Source organism: Ureibacillus sp. FSL K6-8385, assembly GCF_038593155.1.
GTDB classification, from domain to species: Bacteria; Bacillota; Bacilli; order Bacillales_A; family Planococcaceae; genus Ureibacillus; species Ureibacillus terrenus.
The window spans coordinates 2,427,970-2,446,970 of record NZ_CP151968.1 but is presented as its reverse complement, the minus strand read 5'-3'; the positions used below and the strand labels follow the sequence as shown (position 1 = coordinate 2,446,970).

Here is a 19,001-nt window from a genome sequence, read left to right as displayed (position 1 = left end):
ATAAAATAGACAATTAAGAAGGACGGGATAAAATTGGAGAATTATTATGTCGATTTGCATATTCATATCGGGAGAACGGAAAGTGGACGGGCAGTAAAAATTACCGGAAGCAAAGAACTGACATTGAAAAATATTTTAAAAACCGCCTCAAGCCAAAAAGGGCTTGATATCATCGGAGTGATTGATTGCCATTCGCCTGAAGTCATAAAAGAAATCGAACAATTGATTGAAGAAGGGAGCATGGGTGCTCTTTCGGAAGGCGGTTTAAGATTTGAAAATACGACGCTTATACCGGGATCGGAAATCGAAATTTTTGATGAACATTGCAAAGGACCGATTCACGTCCTTGCCTTTTTTCCGACCCTTGATTTGATGAAGGAATTTTCGGGTTGGATGGCAGAGTTTGTGAAAAATATTCATTTAAGCTCCCAGCGCATTTATTGTGATGGGGAAACTTTGCAGGATAAAGTCCGGGAATTGGGGGGCCTTTTCATACCCGCCCATGTGTTTACCCCTTTTAAAAGTTTATATGGCAAAGGGGTGGAGAAAAGTTTAACGGAAGTGTTCGATCCCGACAAAATTGATGCCATTGAGCTGGGTTTGAGTTCCGACACATATATGGCCCAAGGAATAAGTGAATTGGAGAGATATACATTCGTCACAAATTCGGATGCCCATTCATTGGGGAAATTGGCGAGGGAATATCAAAAAGTGCAGATGGAAGAACCAAATTTTCGGGAGCTTGTTTTCGCTCTTCAAGAAGCGCAAGGAAGGAAAATTGCAGCCAACTACGGATTGAATCCCAGATTAGGAAAATATTTTTCCACTGCCTGCCAAGCATGCGGGGAACGGGTTGGGCATGGCGATGTATGCCCAAAATGCGGAAGCCGTGAATTTGTAAAAGGCATTTCTATAAGGATTCGGGAATTGTCGGATCTCAAACAGCCAACCCGGACAAGACCGCCTTATATTCATCAAGTGCCATTGGACTTTATTCCAGGCATCGGTAAAAAGACGATCCAACGGTTATTGGAGGCTTTCGGTACGGAAATGGCCATTTTGCATGAGGTGTCATTGGAGCAATTGGAAGAAGTGGTGCCAGGGAAAATAGCGAAAATGATTGATTTGGCACGGAAAGGCGAATTGACGATAGCGGAGGGAGGAGGAGGCGTGTACGGAAAAGTATTGGAATGATGACGGCCCGGCCCGTGTTTCGGGGTTGGGACGTTTTTTTGCATAAAAAAACAAGCTACGAAATAATTAGACGGGGATCGTTTTTTTTCGTAGCTTGCTAAAGGGATGTATGTCTCAAGGACATATAAATATATATTTTTATAGCAAATTGGGGAATTTGCTAGGGGATACATTATTATTATGTCGGGAAAATCTGTATTTTATTCTTCCCAATCCAAACTTTCGAAGAAGCGGTAAACTTCTTCAAAAACGAGTTCGCGTTCTTTATCCACAGTCAATATGTGGCCTGAACGGATAAAGCTTTTGACGGATTTAATGCGAGAATTTACAGAGTTGTATATAAAATCTGCACTTTTGCAGTAATACTCATCATCATTTAAACCGCGCAAAATGTGAACCGGTTTGTCGATTTTATTTAACTTTGCGCTTGTATCATTAATAATGTTTTGCAAATATTGGAGTTTAGGCATTTTATATGTTCTTGCGATGTTTTCCGGTTTATCGACTTCTTCATTATATGTGCCAGTTAGCTTCTTGTAATTAATAGTATAACTGATTATTCGCTGTTGTAAACTGTCAACACTTTTATCAAGCGCCGGTGCAGACATTGTAACAATCGCCTTGATCGGTCTTTCTTCCCCGAGGCGCAACGAGAAAATGCCTCCGAGCGATACACCGGCCACGGCAATTTCTTTGTAGCCGCGTCTGCGAAGTTCATCGTAACCCTCAACGGCACTGTTCCACCATTCGATTGGATCTGTTTGGATGAGGGTCAAAGGGTCACCTCCATGTCCTTTATATAAAGGAGCATGAACCGTATAATTGCGTTCTGCCAAATAACGGCCTAAACGCTTTACATCATTTGTGTTGCCTGTAAAACCATGCAATAATAGGACAGCACGCTTTCCCGCCTCAATCGTAAATGGCTTTGGCGAAACGATTCTCATTATGAAGAACTACTCCTTTTACAAATAATGTGACAGAATTTTTAAAATTGATTTTACAATAAATTGAAAATTTTTATAAACAACTTGTTTTTTTTATGATTTTTTGGTATTCAAACGCTTCGTTTAACTTTATTATAGAAATAGCTTTACATAAATACAATTTATTATTTCTATCAAATTGATTGAAAACGGTTATAATTTTGTTAAGAAGGGAATTTGCCATGGAAATACAACAATTGGAGTATTTTAAAGTGGTTGCCGAAACGGAACATATGACTCATGCAGCTGAAATGCTGAACATTTCCCAGCCTGCTTTGAGCAAATCCATTTCAAATATCGAGCACGAGATAGGAGTGCCTCTTTTTGACCGTCAGGGGCGGTCCATTGTATTAAACCGTTACGGCAAATTGTTTTTGGAAAGCGTAAATAAAATTTTGGAGGAGTACAATAGGGCAAAACAGGAAATTAACGGGCTCATCATGCCAGGCTACGGGGAAATCTCATTTGGATTCATCCATACATTGGGGATGGAAGTTGTGCCCGAATTAATGGCTCATGTGCACAAAAAATATCCAAATATCAAGTTTACTTTAACGCAGGCCGCGTCCATGTATTTGTTGGAACTGCTGGAAAAAGGGGAACTTGATTTATGTTTGTCCCAGAGGATTGAATCAAAAGTCGTGGAAATTGAATGGATTGAATTATGGACTGAAGAACTGTTTGTCATCGTTCCGGAAAATCATCCTCTGGCAAGCAGGCAGCATATTGATTTGTGCGAAATAAAAGATGAGCCTTTTGTGTCCATTAAAAAAGGGAATGCATTGCGCCAGATGGTGGACCAATTATTGAAAAATGTAGGCATTTCTAAAACAAACATTACATTTGAAGGGGAAGATCCCCATACTGTGGCCGGATTCGTCAGCGCGGGCCACGGTGTCTCGATTATTCCGGACATTAAAGGTTTATCGGAATATAATGTAAAGAAAATTTCGGTGAGAGAGCCGATTTGTGAAAGAAAAATCGGAGTATCTTTGGTTGCCGGGAGATATTTGTCTCCGGCTGTGAATCAATTTAAAAATTATTTGGTGGAGTATTTTAAAGGAAAATAGGAAAAGGTGCAGTCCGAGTGATGGAGAAATACGATTGTTTCGAAGAACGTTTGCAGCATTATCAACATGTACTTACGGATGAGCAAATGAATGAAGCAAGAAAGATTTACCGGCGTGCCCAGGAAAAGAATGTGGAGGCAATGGTTGAATTAGCCTATCTTTACCGGGTGATGGAAGAATACCCTCTTGCGGTTTATTGGCTGCAAAAAGCAAGCAGGGAAGGAAACAGCGAAGCCCAATTCCAGCTTGCCAATTGCTATTATGAAGGGCTTGGTGTTGAAGAGGATATTCAGAAGGCTTTTCAATTATATAAAAAGGCGGCGAAAAGGGGGCATGCGGATGCCCAAAATAACTTGGCGGATATGTACCTGAACGGGGAAGGAGTTCCGGTAAATTATAGGGAAGCTTTGAAATGGTTCAAAGAGGCCGCCAAACAAAATGTGGTTGAGGCGATGTTCACATTGGGAATCATGTATGAACAGGGGATTGGCATCAAAAAAGACGAGAAAAAAGCCCTTGATTATTATTTAAAAGCGGCGGAAGGCGGAGATTTGGACGCCCAATTCCGGATGGGTTCCATCTATCTGGACGGATTGTTGGGTGTGGAGAAGGATGTATCAAAGGCCGTCGAATGGTTTGAAAGGGCGGCAGAATATCATCATATTGATTCAATCTATAATCTGGGCTTCTTGTATGAGCATGGAATCGGAGTGGAGAGAAACGGAAAGAAAGCGCTGTATTACTATAAGAGGGCGTCCTTGCTCGGCGATTATCAGGCAAAATTAAATATTGCATCAATTTACGAAAAAGGAATTGATGTGGAAGTCGACAAAAAAGCCGCAGCCCGTTGGAGGGAATTGGCAAGACGACAAAGGGAAAATGAATATTACCAATAATAGCTCGGGCTTGTTCCTCTTTCTGAATGAATACAACTCCTATGTTTGGAAGCCATAAATCCAAGTTGGATCGGGAATTCTATTTATAGCTTCCGCTTTTTTAAATTTTTTCGACTATTATTCAATGAAAATTGCTAAAGCCGACACAAAAAGAGATAAAAAATGCGATTATACTAAAATTAGCAAAAAAGAATGTATAGGAGTTGTATTGAATGAAAACGGTAACAGTAATTGGTGGAGGAATTACAGGACTTTGCACAATGTATTATTTGCAGAAACAACTGAAGGAAAAGAATGTTCCTGCCCGTTTGATCCTCTTGGAGAAAAATCCGTACCTCGGCGGGAAAATGCACACCGCCCGTGAAAACGGATTCATCATGGAAACGGGGGCCGATTCCATTGTAGCCCGTTATCCAAGCGTCCAAGAACTCATTAAAGAACTCGATTTTGAATCGGAAGTCGTTTATAACGAAACGGGGATTTCCTATATTCATACCAATAATGAATTGCATGCCATACCGAAAGAATCCGTCTTCGGCATCCCGATGACAGAAGAATCATTAAAGGCAAGCACATTGATTTCCGAAGAAGCAAAACAGCGCGTGCTGCAAGAAAAAGACATTCCAAACACAAAATTTACGAAGGAAAGCTCCATCGGCGAATTTTTAGAGTACTTTTTAGGAAAAGAAATCGTTGAAAAACAAATTGCCCCGGTGCTTGCCGGCGTTTATTCCGGCGACATTTATCAATTGTCCATCGCCTCTACCCTTCCGTATTTGGTTGATTATAAAAATGAATATGGAAGCATCATGAAAGGATTGGAAGCGAACCGGGAGAAGTTTGAACGGGAGGCGAACAAGAAGTTCCTTTCCTTTAAAAATGGATTATCCCAATTGTTTGAACGCATGGAAGAGCTTCTGGAAGATGTAGAAATTTATAAAAATACGGAAACTGTCCGGGTGGAGAAGAAAGATGGAAGATATGAAATCGCATTGGCAAATGGAGAGAAGATCGAAGCGGATATTGTGGTATTGGCATTGCCTAATAAAGTGATCAAAAACTTGCTGAACAATGAAGAACTGAATCCGTATTTCGATCAATTTAAAGATGCTTCCGTCATCACGATGTATTTGGGATTCGATCTTCCGGATTCCATTTTGCCTCAAGATGGCACAGGCTTTATCGTTTCTCACAACAGCGATTTGACATGCAACGCATCCACTTGGACAAGCCGCAAGTGGAAACATACATCGAAGGATGGAAATTTACTCGTCCGCGTGTTCTATAAAGAAAGCAATCCGCGGTATCCGGAATTGATCAAAATGAGCGACGAAGAGCTCACTAAAGTGGCATTGAATGATATTAAACTCAGCCTGAATATTGAAGCGCAGCCTAAGGTGGTCAAAATTACAAAATGGATCGAGGCCATGCCGACTTATGATTTGGCCCATCATGAAGCGGTGCAGCAAGTATTGACAAAGCTGGAGGAGCTCTATCCGAATCTGTTCATCGCAGGATGCTCTTATTTCGGAGTAGGAATCGGCGCCTGCATTGATAATGGAAAAGAAATAGCAAATAAAATTGCAAACATGCTGGAACAGTAATTCCTATTTGTCAACTTGACAAAATGAAGAATACAGTTTAAGATGTATGCTATTAAATTGGTATTTCAAAATAGAATAGAGCACTTATCAAGAGAAGTGGAGGGAACTGGCCCAAGGAAGCTTCAGCAACCGCTAGCCATTAGCAAGGTGCTAAATCCAGCGGCAATTGCCGAAAGATAAGGTGGAATTCTGAGGAATTGGCAAGCCTTCTTTCGCGAGAAGGCTTTTTCTTTTAGACGAATTAACTGAAAATTAATGAAGTAAAGAAAAGTGAGGTAATTCGGATGGGGCTTTTGGATGCGCTGAAAGATAAAGTGTTAGTTGCCGATGGGGCAATGGGGACACTTTTATATTCATATGGACTAGAATACTGCCATGAAGAAATGAATATTGAAAGACCGGAAATCATTGAAAAGATTCATAGTCAATACATACAGGCCGGCGCCGATGTGATTCAGACGAATACCTATGGCGCCAATAGAATCAAACTTGCCCGATACGGCTTGGAATCCAAAACAGCGGAAATCAACCAAAGCGCGATTGAAATCGCCAAACGCGCTGCAGAAGGGCATAAAGTGTTTATTTTAGGCTCGATTGGCGGCATACGCGGCATACGCAAAGTTGACCATACATTGGATGAGATTTTGGAAGCGGCCCGTGAACAGGCGGAAGTATTGATTGGCGGGAATTTGGACGGTTTATTGCTGGAAACGTATTACGATTTTGAAGAACTTACCGCAACGTTGGCAATGCTCAGAACAATGACCGATATGCCGATCATCGCCCAGGTTTCCATGCAGGAGCCGGGCGTCCTAATGAACGGCATGAAATTGAATGATGCATTGAAGCAGCTGGAATCATTGGGCGCGGATGTTGTAGGCGTGAACTGCCGTCTGGGTCCTTATCACACAATCCAGGCCTTTGAAGAGGTGGAAATTCCGGAACGCGCCTTTTTGTCGGCTTACCCGAACGCTTCTCTATTAGATATTGAAGATGGCCGTGTCGTGTATGAATCGGAAGTGGATTATTTCGCACGGGCCGCAGTGGAATTGTGCAAGGAAGGCGTAAGGCTGATTGGCGGATGCTGCGGTACGACACCAAAACATATCGAGGCAATGAAAAAGAAACTTGCCCATTTTCGGCCGGTTGAGAAGAAAGCGGCGAAGCCTCATAGGGAAATCGTTATCCGGGAAGCGGAGCCCCGCAGCTTCGAGCCGCTTCATGAAAAGGCCAAACGGGAACGTTCCGTCATTGTCGAATTGGATACGCCAAAACATCTTGAAATCGAAAAATTTATTGAAGGTGCAAAGGCCCTTTATGAGGCTGGCGCAGACCTCATCATGATGGCGGACAATTCACTGGCCTCTCCAAGAATCAGCAACTTGGCGATGGGGGCTATTTTAAAACTGAAATACGGTATCCGCACAATGCCGCATATTACTTGCCGGGACCGGAATTTGATCGGATTGCAGTCCCATTTGATGGGATTAAACGCTCTCGGGCTTCATGATGTACTGGCCGTGACAGGGGATCCGACAAAGGTCGGGGATTTTCCGGGGGCGACAAGCGTCTATGACGTATCGTCGATGGAATTGATTTCCCTTATTAAACAATTGAACGAAGGAATTTCATTCTCAGGAAAATCGCTCGGAAAGAAAGCGAATTTCTCTGTCGCGGCAGCGTTCAATCCCAATGTAAGAGTGCTTGACCGGGCGGTTAGCCGGCTCGAGAAAAAAATTGAACATGGCGCGGATTATTTCATCACCCAGCCGGTCTATACAAAAGAAAAGATTGTGGAAGTTTATGAGGCGACAAAACATTTGGAAACACCGATTTACATCGGAATCATGCCGTTGACAAGCTTTAAAAATGCGGAATTTTTGCACCATGAAGTGCCGGGGATTAAATTGTCCGACGAAGTTTTAGAAAGAATGAAGCAAGTGAGCGGGAATAAAGAGGAAGAAACGAGGGTCGGCCTTGAAATCGCGAAAGAGTTGCTGGACACCGCAACGGAATACTTTAATGGCATCTATTTGATCACGCCATTTATGCGCTATGAACTAACAATCGAATTACTGCAATACATTCAACAACTTGATGAGCAAAACAAAGGAGTAAAGGCAAATGGTTAACCATCCGATCGAAGAACAGTTGAAAAAAAGAATTTTAATCATCGATGGAGCAATGGGGACAATGCTCCAGCAGGCAAATTTGAAACCGGAAGATTTCGGCGGGGAAGAATATGAAGGGTGCAACGAACACCTCGTATTAACAAGACCTGACGTGATTGCAGGCATACACAGGGCATATTTGGAGGCGGGGGCGGATATTATTTCCACCGATACCTTCGGGGGAACTCCCCTCGTGTTAGATGAATACGGGTTAGGCCAAAAAGCTTATGAAATCAATAAAAAGGCGGCCGAAATCGCAAAGGCGGAGGCGGAGAAATTTTCCACAAGCGATTGGCCGCGTTTTGTAGCAGGATCAATCGGTCCAACGACAAAAACGTTATCTGTGACCGGTGGGGTCACTTTTGATGAACTTACCGAAAATTTTTATATCCAGGCAAAGGGATTGATTGATGGGGGAGCGGATCTGCTCTTGCTTGAAACGAGCCAGGATATGTTGAACGTTAAAGCGGCGACTCTTGGCGTAAAGCGGGCATTTAAGGAAACGGGGAAAGAGCTTCCAATCATGGTTTCCGCAACGATTGAACCGATGGGCACAACCCTTGCAGGCCAATCGATTGAAGCTTTCTATATTTCCATCGAGCATATCCATCCGCTCTCAATCGGTCTTAACTGTGCGACAGGGCCTGAGTTCATGACAGACCACATCCGCTCCCTTTCCGAAATATCCGAAAGTTATATCAGCTGTTATCCCAATGCGGGCCTGCCGGATGAAGAAGGGCATTATCACGAAACGCCGGAATCGTTATCAACGAAATTGAAAGGTTTTGCTGAAAAAGGCTGGTTAAACATTGTCGGAGGTTGCTGCGGTACGACACCTGCCCATATCAGAGCCATCCGTGAAGCGGTCAAAGGATATAAACCGCGCCAGAAGAAAGAACACACTCACGGGCATGCAGTTTCAGGAATTGAACCGTTAATTTATGACGAATCCATGCGCCCGTTGTTTATCGGGGAAAGAACAAACGTCATCGGATCCCGCAAATTTAAGCAGTTAATTATTGAAGGGAAATATGAAGAAGCTGCAGAAATTGCGCGGGCACAGGTCAAAAAAGGAGCGCATGTCATCGATATTTGTTTGGCGAATCCTGACCGTGACGAGCTCGAAGATATGCGCAAGTTTATGCAAGAAGTGGTGAAAAAGGTAAAAGTGCCTCTCATGATCGACTCAACGGATGAGCGGGTTATCGAGGAAGCGTTGAAATTTTCACAAGGTAAAGCGATTATCAATTCCATCAACTTGGAAGATGGGGAAGAACGTTTTGATAAAGTGCTCCCGATCGTGAAAAAATATGGAGCTTCTGTAGTGGTGGGCACCATTGACGAAAAAGGAATGGCGATTACCCGAGAAAGAAAATTGGAGATTGCGGAACGTTCTTATAAAATTCTGACTGAAAAATGGGGTCTTGCACCGGAAGACATTATCTTCGACCCGCTGGTATTCCCTGTCGGCACCGGGGATGAGCAATATATCGGCGCCGCGGAAGAAACGATTGAAGGAATACGTCTCATTAAACAAAAATTCCCTAGGGCTTTAACGGTTCTTGGAATCAGCAATGTATCCTTTGGTCTTCCTCCGGTGGGACGGGAAGTGTTGAATGCGGTGTTCTTATACCACTGCACACAGGCCGGCCTGGATTATGCCATCGTGAATACGGAGAAATTGGAACGATACGCCTCTTTGCCTGAAGAGGAAATCCAACTGGCGAACGATTTAATCTTCCATACAAACGATGAAACATTGGCGAAGTTTACGGCCTTTTACCGCGATAAAAAGAAAGAAGAGAAAAAGGCAGAGCTTCCTGCCACGGTGGAGGAGCGCCTGAAATATTACATCGTGGAAGGAACGAAAGAAGGATTGATTGAAGATTTGGAGGAAGCCCGGAAAATATACGACACTCCGCTGGACATCATTAATGGACCGTTGATGGACGGCATGGCGGAAGTGGGGCGCTTATTCAATGACAACCAGTTAATCGTGGCGGAAGTGCTGCAAAGTGCCGGCGTCATGAAAGCGGCCGTTGCCCATCTTGAACAATATATGGAGAAAGTGGAAGATAGCGGCGGAAAAGGGAAAGTGATTTTAGCAACGGTGAAAGGCGACGTCCACGACATTGGGAAAAACTTGGTGGACATTATTTTGAGCAACAACGGTTATCAAGTGATTGATTTAGGAATAAAAGTAACGCCTGCAGAATTAATTGAAGCCATTCGTAAGGAAAATCCGGATATTGTCGGCTTGTCAGGACTGTTGGTGAAATCGGCGCAGCAAATGGTGTTGACGGTACAGGACTTTAAAGCGGCCGGAATCAATGTTCCGGTTCTCGTCGGAGGAGCAGCTTTAACGAAGCGCTTTACAGAAACGAAAATAGCCCCGGAATATGATGGACCTGTCATTTATGCCAAAGATGCGATGCAAGGGTTAGATCATGCCAACCGGTTGATGGATCCGGACGAGCGGGAGAAACTGCTCGAAGAATTGCGGGAATCCCGGGAAAAACGATTGGCTGCGGACGCAAAGCGCGCAAACCGGCCGAAAATTGAAGCTCCGAAAAGACAGGCACGCACGGTCGAGGATGCGCCGGTGTTTGTGCCGAAAGATTTGAAAGTGCATATTAAGAAAAACTATTCAGTGCAACACCTGTTGCCCTATATCAATATGCGCACATTGCTCGGCCATCATTTGGGTTTGAAGGGCAACGTTGAAAAATTATTGGAAGAAAAAGACGAACGGGCGACGGAATTGTACAATCTGGTTCTGGATATTTTGAATTCCGGGGTGCTCAAACCTTCGGGAATGTACCGTTTTTTCCCTGCCCAAAGCGATGGGGACGACGTGATTATTTACAATCCGGAAGATATGAAAACAGAAATTGAGCGTTTCCATTTCCCTCGCCAAAAAGAGGAGCCATACCTATGTCTTGCCGACTATCTAAAATCCGTGGACAGCGGCGAAATGGATTATGTGGCGCTCATGGTGGTGACGGCAGGACATGGCGCAAAAGAGAAGGCGGACCAATTAAAAGAAGAAGGAAAATTTTTGGAAAGCCATGCATTGCTGTCGACAGCGCTCGAGCTTGCGGAAGGATTTGCGGAACGCCTGCATCAGGAAATCCGCGACGTTTGGGGATTCCCGGATCCGACAGACTTTACGATGAAAGAGCGGTTTGCTGCGAAGTACCAGGGACAGCGCTTCTCCTTTGGCTACCCTGCTTGCCCGAATTTGGAGGACCAGGAAAAGCTGTTTAAGTTGCTGAAGCCGGAACAGATCGGCGTGCATTTGACAGAAGGCTATATGATGGAACCGGAAGCAAGCGTCTCGGCGATTGTCTTTGCCCATCCGGGCGCAAGATATTTCAACGTTTAATAAAAACATCCCCTCGTGGAAGGGGATGTTTTTCATTGATGAATGGTTATTTTATAAAAAATCCGTTTTCATTCCGCTTGAAAATGTTTGTAAACACTTTAACAGACGAGGAGGGGAGGATGCGTTATGATCCGTCCGATGAAAATGGAAGATTTGGAAAGCGTATTGGAAATTTATAATGATGCCATTTTGCACACGACAGCCCTTTATCGCACAGAGCCTGAAACATTGGAAGAAAAACGGAAATGGTTTTTTGAAAATGAAAAGGAAAATAATCCGATGTACGTCTATGAAGAAAACGGGGAGGTCGCAGGATTCGCCGCGTTCAAACGATTCGTTCCGAATGAAGGATATAAGTATTCCATGGAACACTCCGTTTACGTTGCGCCGAAGTACCAAGGCAAGGGAATCGGCAAGCGGCTGATGGAAAAAATCATTGAAGAAGCGAAAAAACGGAACGTAAGGACGCTGATAGCCGTCATTGATTCAGAAAATATCGCCAGCATCAAGTTGCACGAACAATTCGGGTTTCGTCTGGCGGGCCGGTTAAAAAATGTCGGATACAAATTCGGGAAATGGCTGGACATCGTGTATTACCAATTGCATTTTTATTGAAAAAAGGATTCATCCCAATGGATTCGGGATGAATCTTTTTTTGAGTATATGACATTTGTAATGTGGAAAATATGATATTTGATTCTATTGGTCAACGGCAATTCATTGTACGATGAATATAACAATTTATAGGAACAGGTGAAACCTATGTCTATGACAGATGCAGAAAAGACGAAAAAGCTTCGCAGGGAAGTTGCCCCATTTGCCAAATCGGAAACGAAGAAAAGTGTCATTCAAATCATCAATACCATCCTGCCCCTTCTCTTTTTCTGGGGGATCGGCTACAGTTTTGCAAATACCAATCCATGGGTCAGTGTGCTTTGCGGTGTGATCGCTTCGGGATTTGTGGTAAGAACATTTATTATTTTTCATGATTGTACCCATGGCTCCTTTTTCAAGAGCAAAAAGGCGAATGATGCCGTTGGAAACATAACGGGAATCCTTACTTCCTTCCCTTATGAGAAATGGCGGAGGGAGCATTTGATTCACCATGCCACAAGCGGCAATTTGGATAAACGCGGCATCGGTGATATCGACATGTTGACGGTCGATGAATATTTGGCCCTTTCGGCAACAAAACGTTTCTTCTACCGCTTATACCGCAATCCTTTTGTGATGTTTGGACTTGGGCCGTTATATTTGGTGCTTGTTCTGAACCGCTTTAACCGGAACGACGCGAAAATGAAAGAACGCTTGAACACGCATTTTACAAATGTGGCGCTTGCCCTTATGATAACAGGGCTGATTGTGTCCTTTGGCTGGGAAGCGGTGCTGCTCGTTCACGGCATCACCTTATTTATCGCAGGATCTCTTGGCATTTGGCTGTTTTATATTCAGCATACGTATGAAGAATCCTATTTCGAGTATGATCCGGAGTGGGATTATGTAAAGGCGGCGGTTGAGGGAAGCTCGTTTTATAAACTCCCAAAAGCGCTTCAATGGATTACCGGAAACATCGGATATCATCATGTGCACCATTTGGCCCCCAGAGTCCCTAATTATTATTTGGAAGCTGCCCATAACTCCGTGCCTCCGCTTCAAAAGGCGACAACAATCACGATCAGAACGAGCCTCGAATCGGTCCGTTACAAATTGTACGATCCAAAGAAGAAAAAGTTTGTCTCCTTTAAAGAAGTCGGAAAAGTGTATAGCGGAAGGAAAATCAAGTCTGCCGAAGCATAAAGAAAAGTCCCAAAAGCAAACTCTTTTTGGGACTTTCCTGTTTTTGCAATATATAATATTAAGAAAAAGAATGGCGTGGAACTGATGAAACACTGGTACATGATTTTTCCGAGAAGCAAATGGATCAGCATTTATATATGGATTATCTTTTGCATTCTCCCTTTCTACTTTCTTGTAAGAACATTGTCGCCCCTTCAAATCTTTTTCGGGGTTGTCCTTATATTGCTCTATTTTTTGTCTTATTACTTCTCTTTCCTTTCGAATAACGGGCTCGTCTACATGTGGGTCAGTTTCGGGATGGCGCTGAATATTTTGATGACGTTATTTTATGGATATGTATACCTGTCCATCTTTACCTCTTTCTTCATAGGTAACATTAAAAGCACGGTCGGTTTCTATATTATGTACGGATTGCATATCGGATTTACGATTTTGTCCATTGCAGCGGGTTATTTTATTGAACTGGAGTCCTTTCTTAGCCAAACGCCTTTCATTATCATCACCGTCGTCGGGGTCGTCATGTTGCCGATCGCCATTTACAGCAGGAACAAGCAGGAAAATTTGGAGGGTGAATTGGAAAGCGCAAAAGAGCGGATTGCGGAGCTCATCATCCACGAAGAACGGCAGCGCATCGCAAGGGATTTGCATGATACCCTCGGACAAAAATTGTCCATGATCGGTTTGAAGAGCGATTTGGCAAGCCGGCTTGTGGAAAAAAATCCGAAAGCGGCCATTCAGGAAATTAAGGAAATACGCCATACGGCAAGAATTGCATTAAAAGAAGTGAGGGAACTTGTGTCCCATATGAAAGCGGTAAAATTGAGCGATGAGCTGGGACGGGTGGAAGAAATGCTGGAAGCCGCCGGAATCCGCTATGAGCTGATCGGCGATCTGCAAAAATTGAATATTCCTGTATTGGTGGAAAATGTATTGAGCATGTGTTTAAAAGAAGCGGTGACCAATATTGTGAAGCATAGCGGCGCAAAGAATTGCCGCATTGAAATACGGCAAAATCAAAATGAGATGTCCATGATTATAGAGGATGATGGGGAAGGAATCACTGAAAGGACAAGATTTGAAGGGAACGGTTTGAAAGGAATGCGGGAACGGTTGGAATTCATTAACGGATCATTAATGATTGAGAGCAACCCTGGAGCGAAATTGACGATTACGGTTCCGCTTACCATCACTCATCAGGAAGGAAGTGCGAAATGATAAGGATTGTAATTGCGGAAGATCAGGGAATGCTGCTTGGCGCATTAAGTTCATTGATCAGCATGGAAGAGGATATGGAAGTGGCCGGCCTTGCGAAAAACGGGGAGGAAGCGGTGCGGCTTGTCCATGAATTGAAGCCGGATATCTGTATTATGGATATTGAAATGCCGGTTAAGACAGGGCTGGATGCCGCGGAAGAATTAAAAGGAAAAACGGATTGCAAAATCATTATTTTAACGACTTTTGCAAGACCCGGATATTTTGAACGCGCCAGAAAAGCGGGGGTTCGCGGCTATTTGTTGAAGGACAGCCCGATCGAGGAGCTTGTCAATGCCATCCGGATGATTATGGATGGAAGAAGGATTTATGCGCCTGAACTGGTGGATATTGTTTATGAAGAAGAAAGCGAAAATCCGCTGACAGAACGCGAAAGCCAGGTGTTGGAACTGGTTGCTGAGGGGAAAACCACAAAGGAAATTGCCGAGGAACTATATTTATCGACCGGAACGGTCAGAAACTACATTTCCAAGATTTTGGATAAACTGGGCGTCGGAAACCGGATTGAAGCCATTTCCCGGTTTAAAGAAAAAGGTTGGAATAAGTGAGCGCCAGCTTCCATCAGAAAAATAAATTGAAAAAATCTCATCCAAAATGGTTTGGATGAGATTTTTTGATTTTACTTTATATTATTTATTTCTTTTCGTGAGACGTCCCAATGCAAAGGCTCCGGCCACCAAGGCAAGCATCGTATTTGTTTTCTTATTAAAGACTTGTTTTGTTACAAGCTGAATGTTTTGCGGTCTTTCAGCGAGTCTGCGCATGAAGTAGCCGTACCAGTCTGAACCAAAAGGAACGTACGTACAGAAATTATAGCCTTCTTTTGCCAACTGCAGTTGCATATCTTTGCGGAATCCGTATAGCATTTGGAATTCAAATCTGTCATTTGGAATGTTGTGATCTTTCACGAATTGTTTTACGTGATTGATGACATTATGGTCGTGCGTTGCAATGGAAGTGAATTTACAATTCAATAAACTATATTCAATGATTTCGATAAAGTTCAAATCGATATCGTTTTTATCCTGGTAAGCAACATTTGGTGACTCTTTATAAGCGCCTTTTACGATGCGCAGGCGGTAATTTTTATATTTTTCGGCATATTCTTTCGCTTTAAAGAAATATGCCTGGATAACAGTTCCCACGTTATCATATGTTTCAGATACTTTTTCCATTAACTTGAATGTCGGTTCCAACAAGTCGTAAGTCTCTTGGTCAAAGTTTACATGCATATTGTATTTATGGGCGGTACCGACAATTTCCATCACATTTTCGTAACAGAAATCAAAGTCGATTTTTAAACCGAGTTGGGAAGGTTTAATGGAAATATGGGCATCAACGCCATTTTCGTGGATGGCTTCGATTGTTTCGATGATATAATCTTTCGCTTTAACAGCTTCTGCCCGATCGTTTACAAATTCGCCGAGGACATCGACCGTACATGATATGCCATGCTTATTTAATTCTTTAATGCTTTCGATGACTTCCGGGATATTTGTACCTGCAACCACGCTTTGGGCTCCAAGTTTTAGACCATATTTTTGCGCAGCCTTATTTAAAAATTGATTTTCAGATAATGCGATGAAAAAGTCTCGTAAAATTGGCATAACGATCTCCTCTTTTCTTTTAAAGATGTATTTAGAATAATTATATCATAGACGAGTTTTTTTCTTCGAAATTCACAAATCGTTAAATTATTGTTTTTTTGTGACAAGTCATCCATGAATTGAAATTGCTCATTCCATAATATCGGAACACATAATAACTTATTAAATAACCGGCCGATTCAGCCGCCATGATCAAACCAAACAAAATCAACAGTAAATTTTACTGCTTGCATCAAGCCGGCGCCTTGGATGCTTTGGCTGCCCGCCATTTCCGGGAAGTTGCGCTGAGTGGTTTGGTGAATTAAAGGATTGCAAAACAATAACAACATGCCGCCGCCAAAATGTTGGTCCAAATTCATCAAAGTTTGTTCCATCAATTTTAATATTTCCCGCTGTGGAAGAAATTAATCCATTCCATATTTTAAGCGTTGCATAAAAATTTGTCTTTAAAAAAACGTTCAGATTTACTAACATATATCTATTATTAAAAGCTGCAGGAAAACCTTTCCGTTCGAACGAATATGTTTTTTAATTAAGGAGATTTTGTAATAATTATTAGGGAAAACTTCGAATGGAAAATAGGAATGGTGTATACTAGAATTAACTAATAATGGAAGAAGGGATCCGAAATGAGAGAAATGTATCAGGACGATTCATTAGCATTGCACACGGATTTATATCAAATCAATATGGCGGAATGCTATTGGGCTGACGGCATTCATAACCGGAAAGCGGTTTTCGAAATTTTTTTCAGAAAACTCCCTTTCGGCAATGGATATGCCATCTTTGCGGGGCTTGAACGGATGATCGACTACTTGCAAAATTTCCGCTTTAGCGAAACGGATTTGGCTTATTTGAAAAGTTTAGGATATAATGATGAATTTCTTGATTACTTAAAATCTTTGCGTTTTACAGGTTCCTTATATTCGGTTGTGGAAGGGGAAGTCGTTTTTGCGAATGAGCCGATTGTCCGCGTTGAGGCTCCTCTGGCAGAAGCTCAGCTCGTTGAGACGGCGCTGTTAAACATCGTCAATTTCCAAACATTAATTGCCACAAAGGCAAGCCGGATCAAACAAATCATTAAAGATGAAGTGGCAGCGGAATTTGGGACCCGCCGCGCGCAAGAAATGGATGCGGCCCTCTGGGGTGCGCGGGCGGCGATCATCGGGGGCTTTGATTCGACTTCCAATGTGCGTGCGGGAAAACTGTTTAACATTCCTGTATCCGGCACCCACGCCCATTCCTTTGTACAGGCTTATAAAGATGAATATGAAGCATTTAAAGCGTATGCAAGACGCCACAAGGATTGCATATTCTTAGTTGACACTTACAATACATTAAAATCCGGTGTGCCAAATGCCATCCGTGTTGCAAAAGAACTGGAAGGGCAAATCAATTTTGTGGGCATCCGGCTTGACAGCGGCGATATCGCCTTTTTATCGAAAGAAGCAAGACGTATGCTGGATGAAGCAGGGTTCACAGATGCCAAAATCTTTGCATCGAATGATTTGGACGAATATACGATTTTGAACTTGAAAGCGCAAGATGCCAAAGTCGATTGCTGGGGAATTGGTACAAAGCTCATTACCGCCTACGATCAGCCGGCGCTAGGTGCCGTGTATAAGCTCGTTGCATTTGAAAATGAACAAGGCGAAATGGAAGATACGCTGAAAATTACTTCTAATGTGGAAAAAGTTACGACGCCGGGATTGAAAAGGGTATATCGCATTGTCAATAAAGAAAATGGAAAAGCAGAGGGAGATTATATTGCAATGGCGGATGAAAATCCGCAGGAGGAAAAACGTTTAAAAATGTTCCACCCGGTGCATACCTTTATTTCCAAATTTGTCACTAACTTCGAGGCGAGGGAATTACATAGAAAAATCATTGACGAAGGCGAAATTGTATATGAAAGCCCTTCTGTCATCGAAATGCGGGAATATGCAAAGGAAAGCCTGGAATTATTATGGGAAGAATATAAACGTTCGCTGAATCCTGAAGTATATCCTGTTGACCTCAGCCAAAAATGTTGGGATAACAAAATGCGCAGAATCCAAGAAATTCGTGAAGCGGTTGAAAAAATGTAATAAAGGGGGGATTTCTATTGGAAAGTCTGCAACAAAAAATCATAAAAGAATTGCGTGTGCTTCCTAAGATTGACCCTGCCGAAGAAGTGCGGAAATCCGTCGATTTTTTAAAGGAATATGCCAAGAAACATTCCTTTATCAGAGGTTTTGTGGTGGGAATCAGCGGCGGCCAGGATTCCACTTTGGTCGGAAAGTTGACGCAAATGGCCGTCAATGAATTGAATGAAGAAGTTGGAGAACAAAAATATTCTTGTTATGCGGTCCGCATGCCTTACGGGAAACAGCTCGACGAACAAGATGCGCAGGATGCGATTCGATTTATTCAGCCGACAAAAGTCATCACCGTCAATATTAAAAGGGCGGTGGACGCCAGCGTTGAATCATTGCGCGAAGCGGGCATCATATTGACCGACTATGCAAAAGGGAATGAAAAAGCCCGTGAACGTATGAAAGTGCAGTATTCGATTGCGTTAATGACAGACTCTGTCGTGGTCGGAACGGATCATGCCGCAGAAGCGGTGACAGGTTTCTATACGAAATATGGTGACGGCGGAGTGGATTTAGTGCCGATTTACCGGTTAAATAAACGGCAAGGAAAGCAGCTTCTTGAATATTTAGGCTGTCCTGAGCACTTGTATAAGAAAGTGCCGACGGCCGACTTGGAAGACGAAAAGCCGCAGTTGCCGGATGAGAAAGCTTTGGGTGTTTCCTATGATCTGATTGATGATTATTTGGAAGGAAAAGACGTGCCGGAAGAAGCGAGAAAAATCATTGAAGGCCATTATTTGCGATCCCGGCATAAACGGCACATGCCGATTACAATTTTCGATGATTTTTGGAAATAAAAAGAATATGTTGGCAATTGATGGGATGCCCCTATCCGGAATGTTCAGCTGTTCCGGATAGGGGCTTAAATGTTTTCGGATAAGAAT

The 19,001-nt window shown here is 42.9% G+C and carries 15 protein-coding genes and 1 riboswitch; of the genes, 12 read left to right on the top strand and 3 right to left on the bottom strand.

Annotation, left to right across the window (positions count from 1 at the left end; genetic code table 11):
* Nucleotides 1-33 precede the first annotated feature (33 nt).
* On the top strand, nt 34-1,194 hold the full coding sequence (locus NST62_RS12125; RefSeq protein WP_141603073.1) for an endonuclease Q family protein: 1,161 nt from the start codon (nt 34-36) through the stop codon (nt 1,192-1,194).
* Between the two features lie 200 nt (nt 1,195-1,394).
* Here the strand turns inward: NST62_RS12125 and NST62_RS12120 are convergent, their stop codons facing one another.
* A complete protein-coding gene (locus NST62_RS12120; protein ID WP_141603074.1) occupies nt 1,395-2,141 on the bottom strand; it encodes an alpha/beta fold hydrolase in 747 nt (248 codons plus the stop codon).
* A 221-nt stretch (nt 2,142-2,362) separates the two neighbouring features.
* Between NST62_RS12120 and NST62_RS12115 the strand changes: the two genes are divergently transcribed.
* The 9 genes from NST62_RS12115 to NST62_RS12075 all read left to right on the top strand — a co-directional run bounded on the left by NST62_RS12115 (nt 2,363) and on the right by NST62_RS12075 (nt 14,923).
* Nucleotides 2,363-3,250, top strand: a complete 888-nt coding sequence (locus NST62_RS12115; RefSeq protein ID WP_141603075.1) for a LysR family transcriptional regulator — start codon at nt 2,363-2,365, stop codon at nt 3,248-3,250.
* A gap of 20 nt (nt 3,251-3,270) precedes the next feature.
* Nucleotides 3,271-4,146, top strand: coding sequence for a tetratricopeptide repeat protein (locus NST62_RS12110; RefSeq protein ID WP_246045891.1), 876 nt, complete (start codon nt 3,271-3,273; stop codon nt 4,144-4,146).
* Between the two features lie 212 nt (nt 4,147-4,358).
* A complete protein-coding gene (hemG, locus tag NST62_RS12105) occupies nt 4,359-5,750 on the top strand; it encodes a protoporphyrinogen oxidase (protein WP_141603077.1) in 1,392 nt (463 codons plus the stop codon).
* A gap of 81 nt (nt 5,751-5,831) precedes the next feature.
* A riboswitch (SAM riboswitch) is annotated at nt 5,832-5,933 on the top strand.
* Between the two features lie 101 nt (nt 5,934-6,034).
* Entirely contained in the window at nt 6,035-7,882 is a 1,848-nt protein-coding gene (locus NST62_RS12100; protein ID WP_328215288.1) for a bifunctional homocysteine S-methyltransferase/methylenetetrahydrofolate reductase, read from the top strand.
* On the top strand, nt 7,875-11,306 hold the full coding sequence (gene metH, locus NST62_RS12095) for a methionine synthase (RefSeq protein ID WP_342462932.1): 3,432 nt from the start codon (nt 7,875-7,877) through the stop codon (nt 11,304-11,306). Before NST62_RS12100 ends, metH begins: the two co-directional genes overlap by 8 nt.
* Before the next feature lie 126 nt (nt 11,307-11,432).
* Nucleotides 11,433-11,921 carry a GNAT family N-acetyltransferase gene (locus NST62_RS12090; RefSeq protein ID WP_141603080.1) on the top strand — a complete coding sequence of 163 codons (489 nt, stop codon included), beginning with the start codon at nt 11,433-11,435 and terminating at the stop codon, nt 11,919-11,921.
* A 147-nt stretch (nt 11,922-12,068) separates the two neighbouring features.
* Nucleotides 12,069-13,103 carry a fatty acid desaturase gene (locus NST62_RS12085; protein WP_141603081.1) on the top strand — a complete coding sequence of 345 codons (1,035 nt, stop codon included), beginning with the start codon at nt 12,069-12,071 and terminating at the stop codon, nt 13,101-13,103.
* A gap of 84 nt (nt 13,104-13,187) precedes the next feature.
* Complete coding sequence (locus tag NST62_RS12080) at nt 13,188-14,318, top strand: sensor histidine kinase (protein ID WP_342462931.1); 1,131 nt, start codon at nt 13,188-13,190, stop codon at nt 14,316-14,318.
* Entirely contained in the window at nt 14,315-14,923 is a 609-nt protein-coding gene (locus NST62_RS12075; protein WP_141603082.1) for a response regulator transcription factor, read from the top strand. The genes NST62_RS12080 and NST62_RS12075 overlap by 4 nt, the downstream gene beginning before the upstream one ends.
* Nucleotides 14,924-15,004: 81 nt before the next feature.
* On the opposite strand, the gene NST62_RS12070 is transcribed toward NST62_RS12075, so the two are convergent.
* Nucleotides 15,005-15,982, bottom strand: a complete 978-nt coding sequence (locus NST62_RS12070) for a proline dehydrogenase family protein (protein ID WP_141603083.1) — start codon at nt 15,980-15,982, stop codon at nt 15,005-15,007.
* 179 nt (nt 15,983-16,161) lie between these two features.
* The gene (locus tag NST62_RS12065) at nt 16,162-16,359 is read right to left on the bottom strand and encodes a hypothetical protein (protein ID WP_141603084.1); all 198 of its coding nucleotides are present in this window, start codon (nt 16,357-16,359) and stop codon (nt 16,162-16,164) included.
* Nucleotides 16,360-16,611: 252 nt separating this feature from the next.
* On the opposite strand from NST62_RS12065, the gene NST62_RS12060 reads away from it, so the two are divergent.
* Together NST62_RS12060 and nadE are read left to right on the top strand one after the other, a co-directional pair.
* Nucleotides 16,612-18,069 (top strand): nicotinate phosphoribosyltransferase, encoded by a 1,458-nt coding sequence (locus NST62_RS12060; RefSeq protein ID WP_141603085.1) that lies wholly within the window; start codon nt 16,612-16,614, stop codon nt 18,067-18,069.
* Nucleotides 18,070-18,086: 17 nt separating this feature from the next.
* Nucleotides 18,087-18,914, top strand: coding sequence for an ammonia-dependent NAD(+) synthetase (gene nadE, locus NST62_RS12055; protein WP_342462930.1), 828 nt, complete (start codon nt 18,087-18,089; stop codon nt 18,912-18,914).
* Nucleotides 18,915-19,001 lie beyond the last annotated feature (87 nt).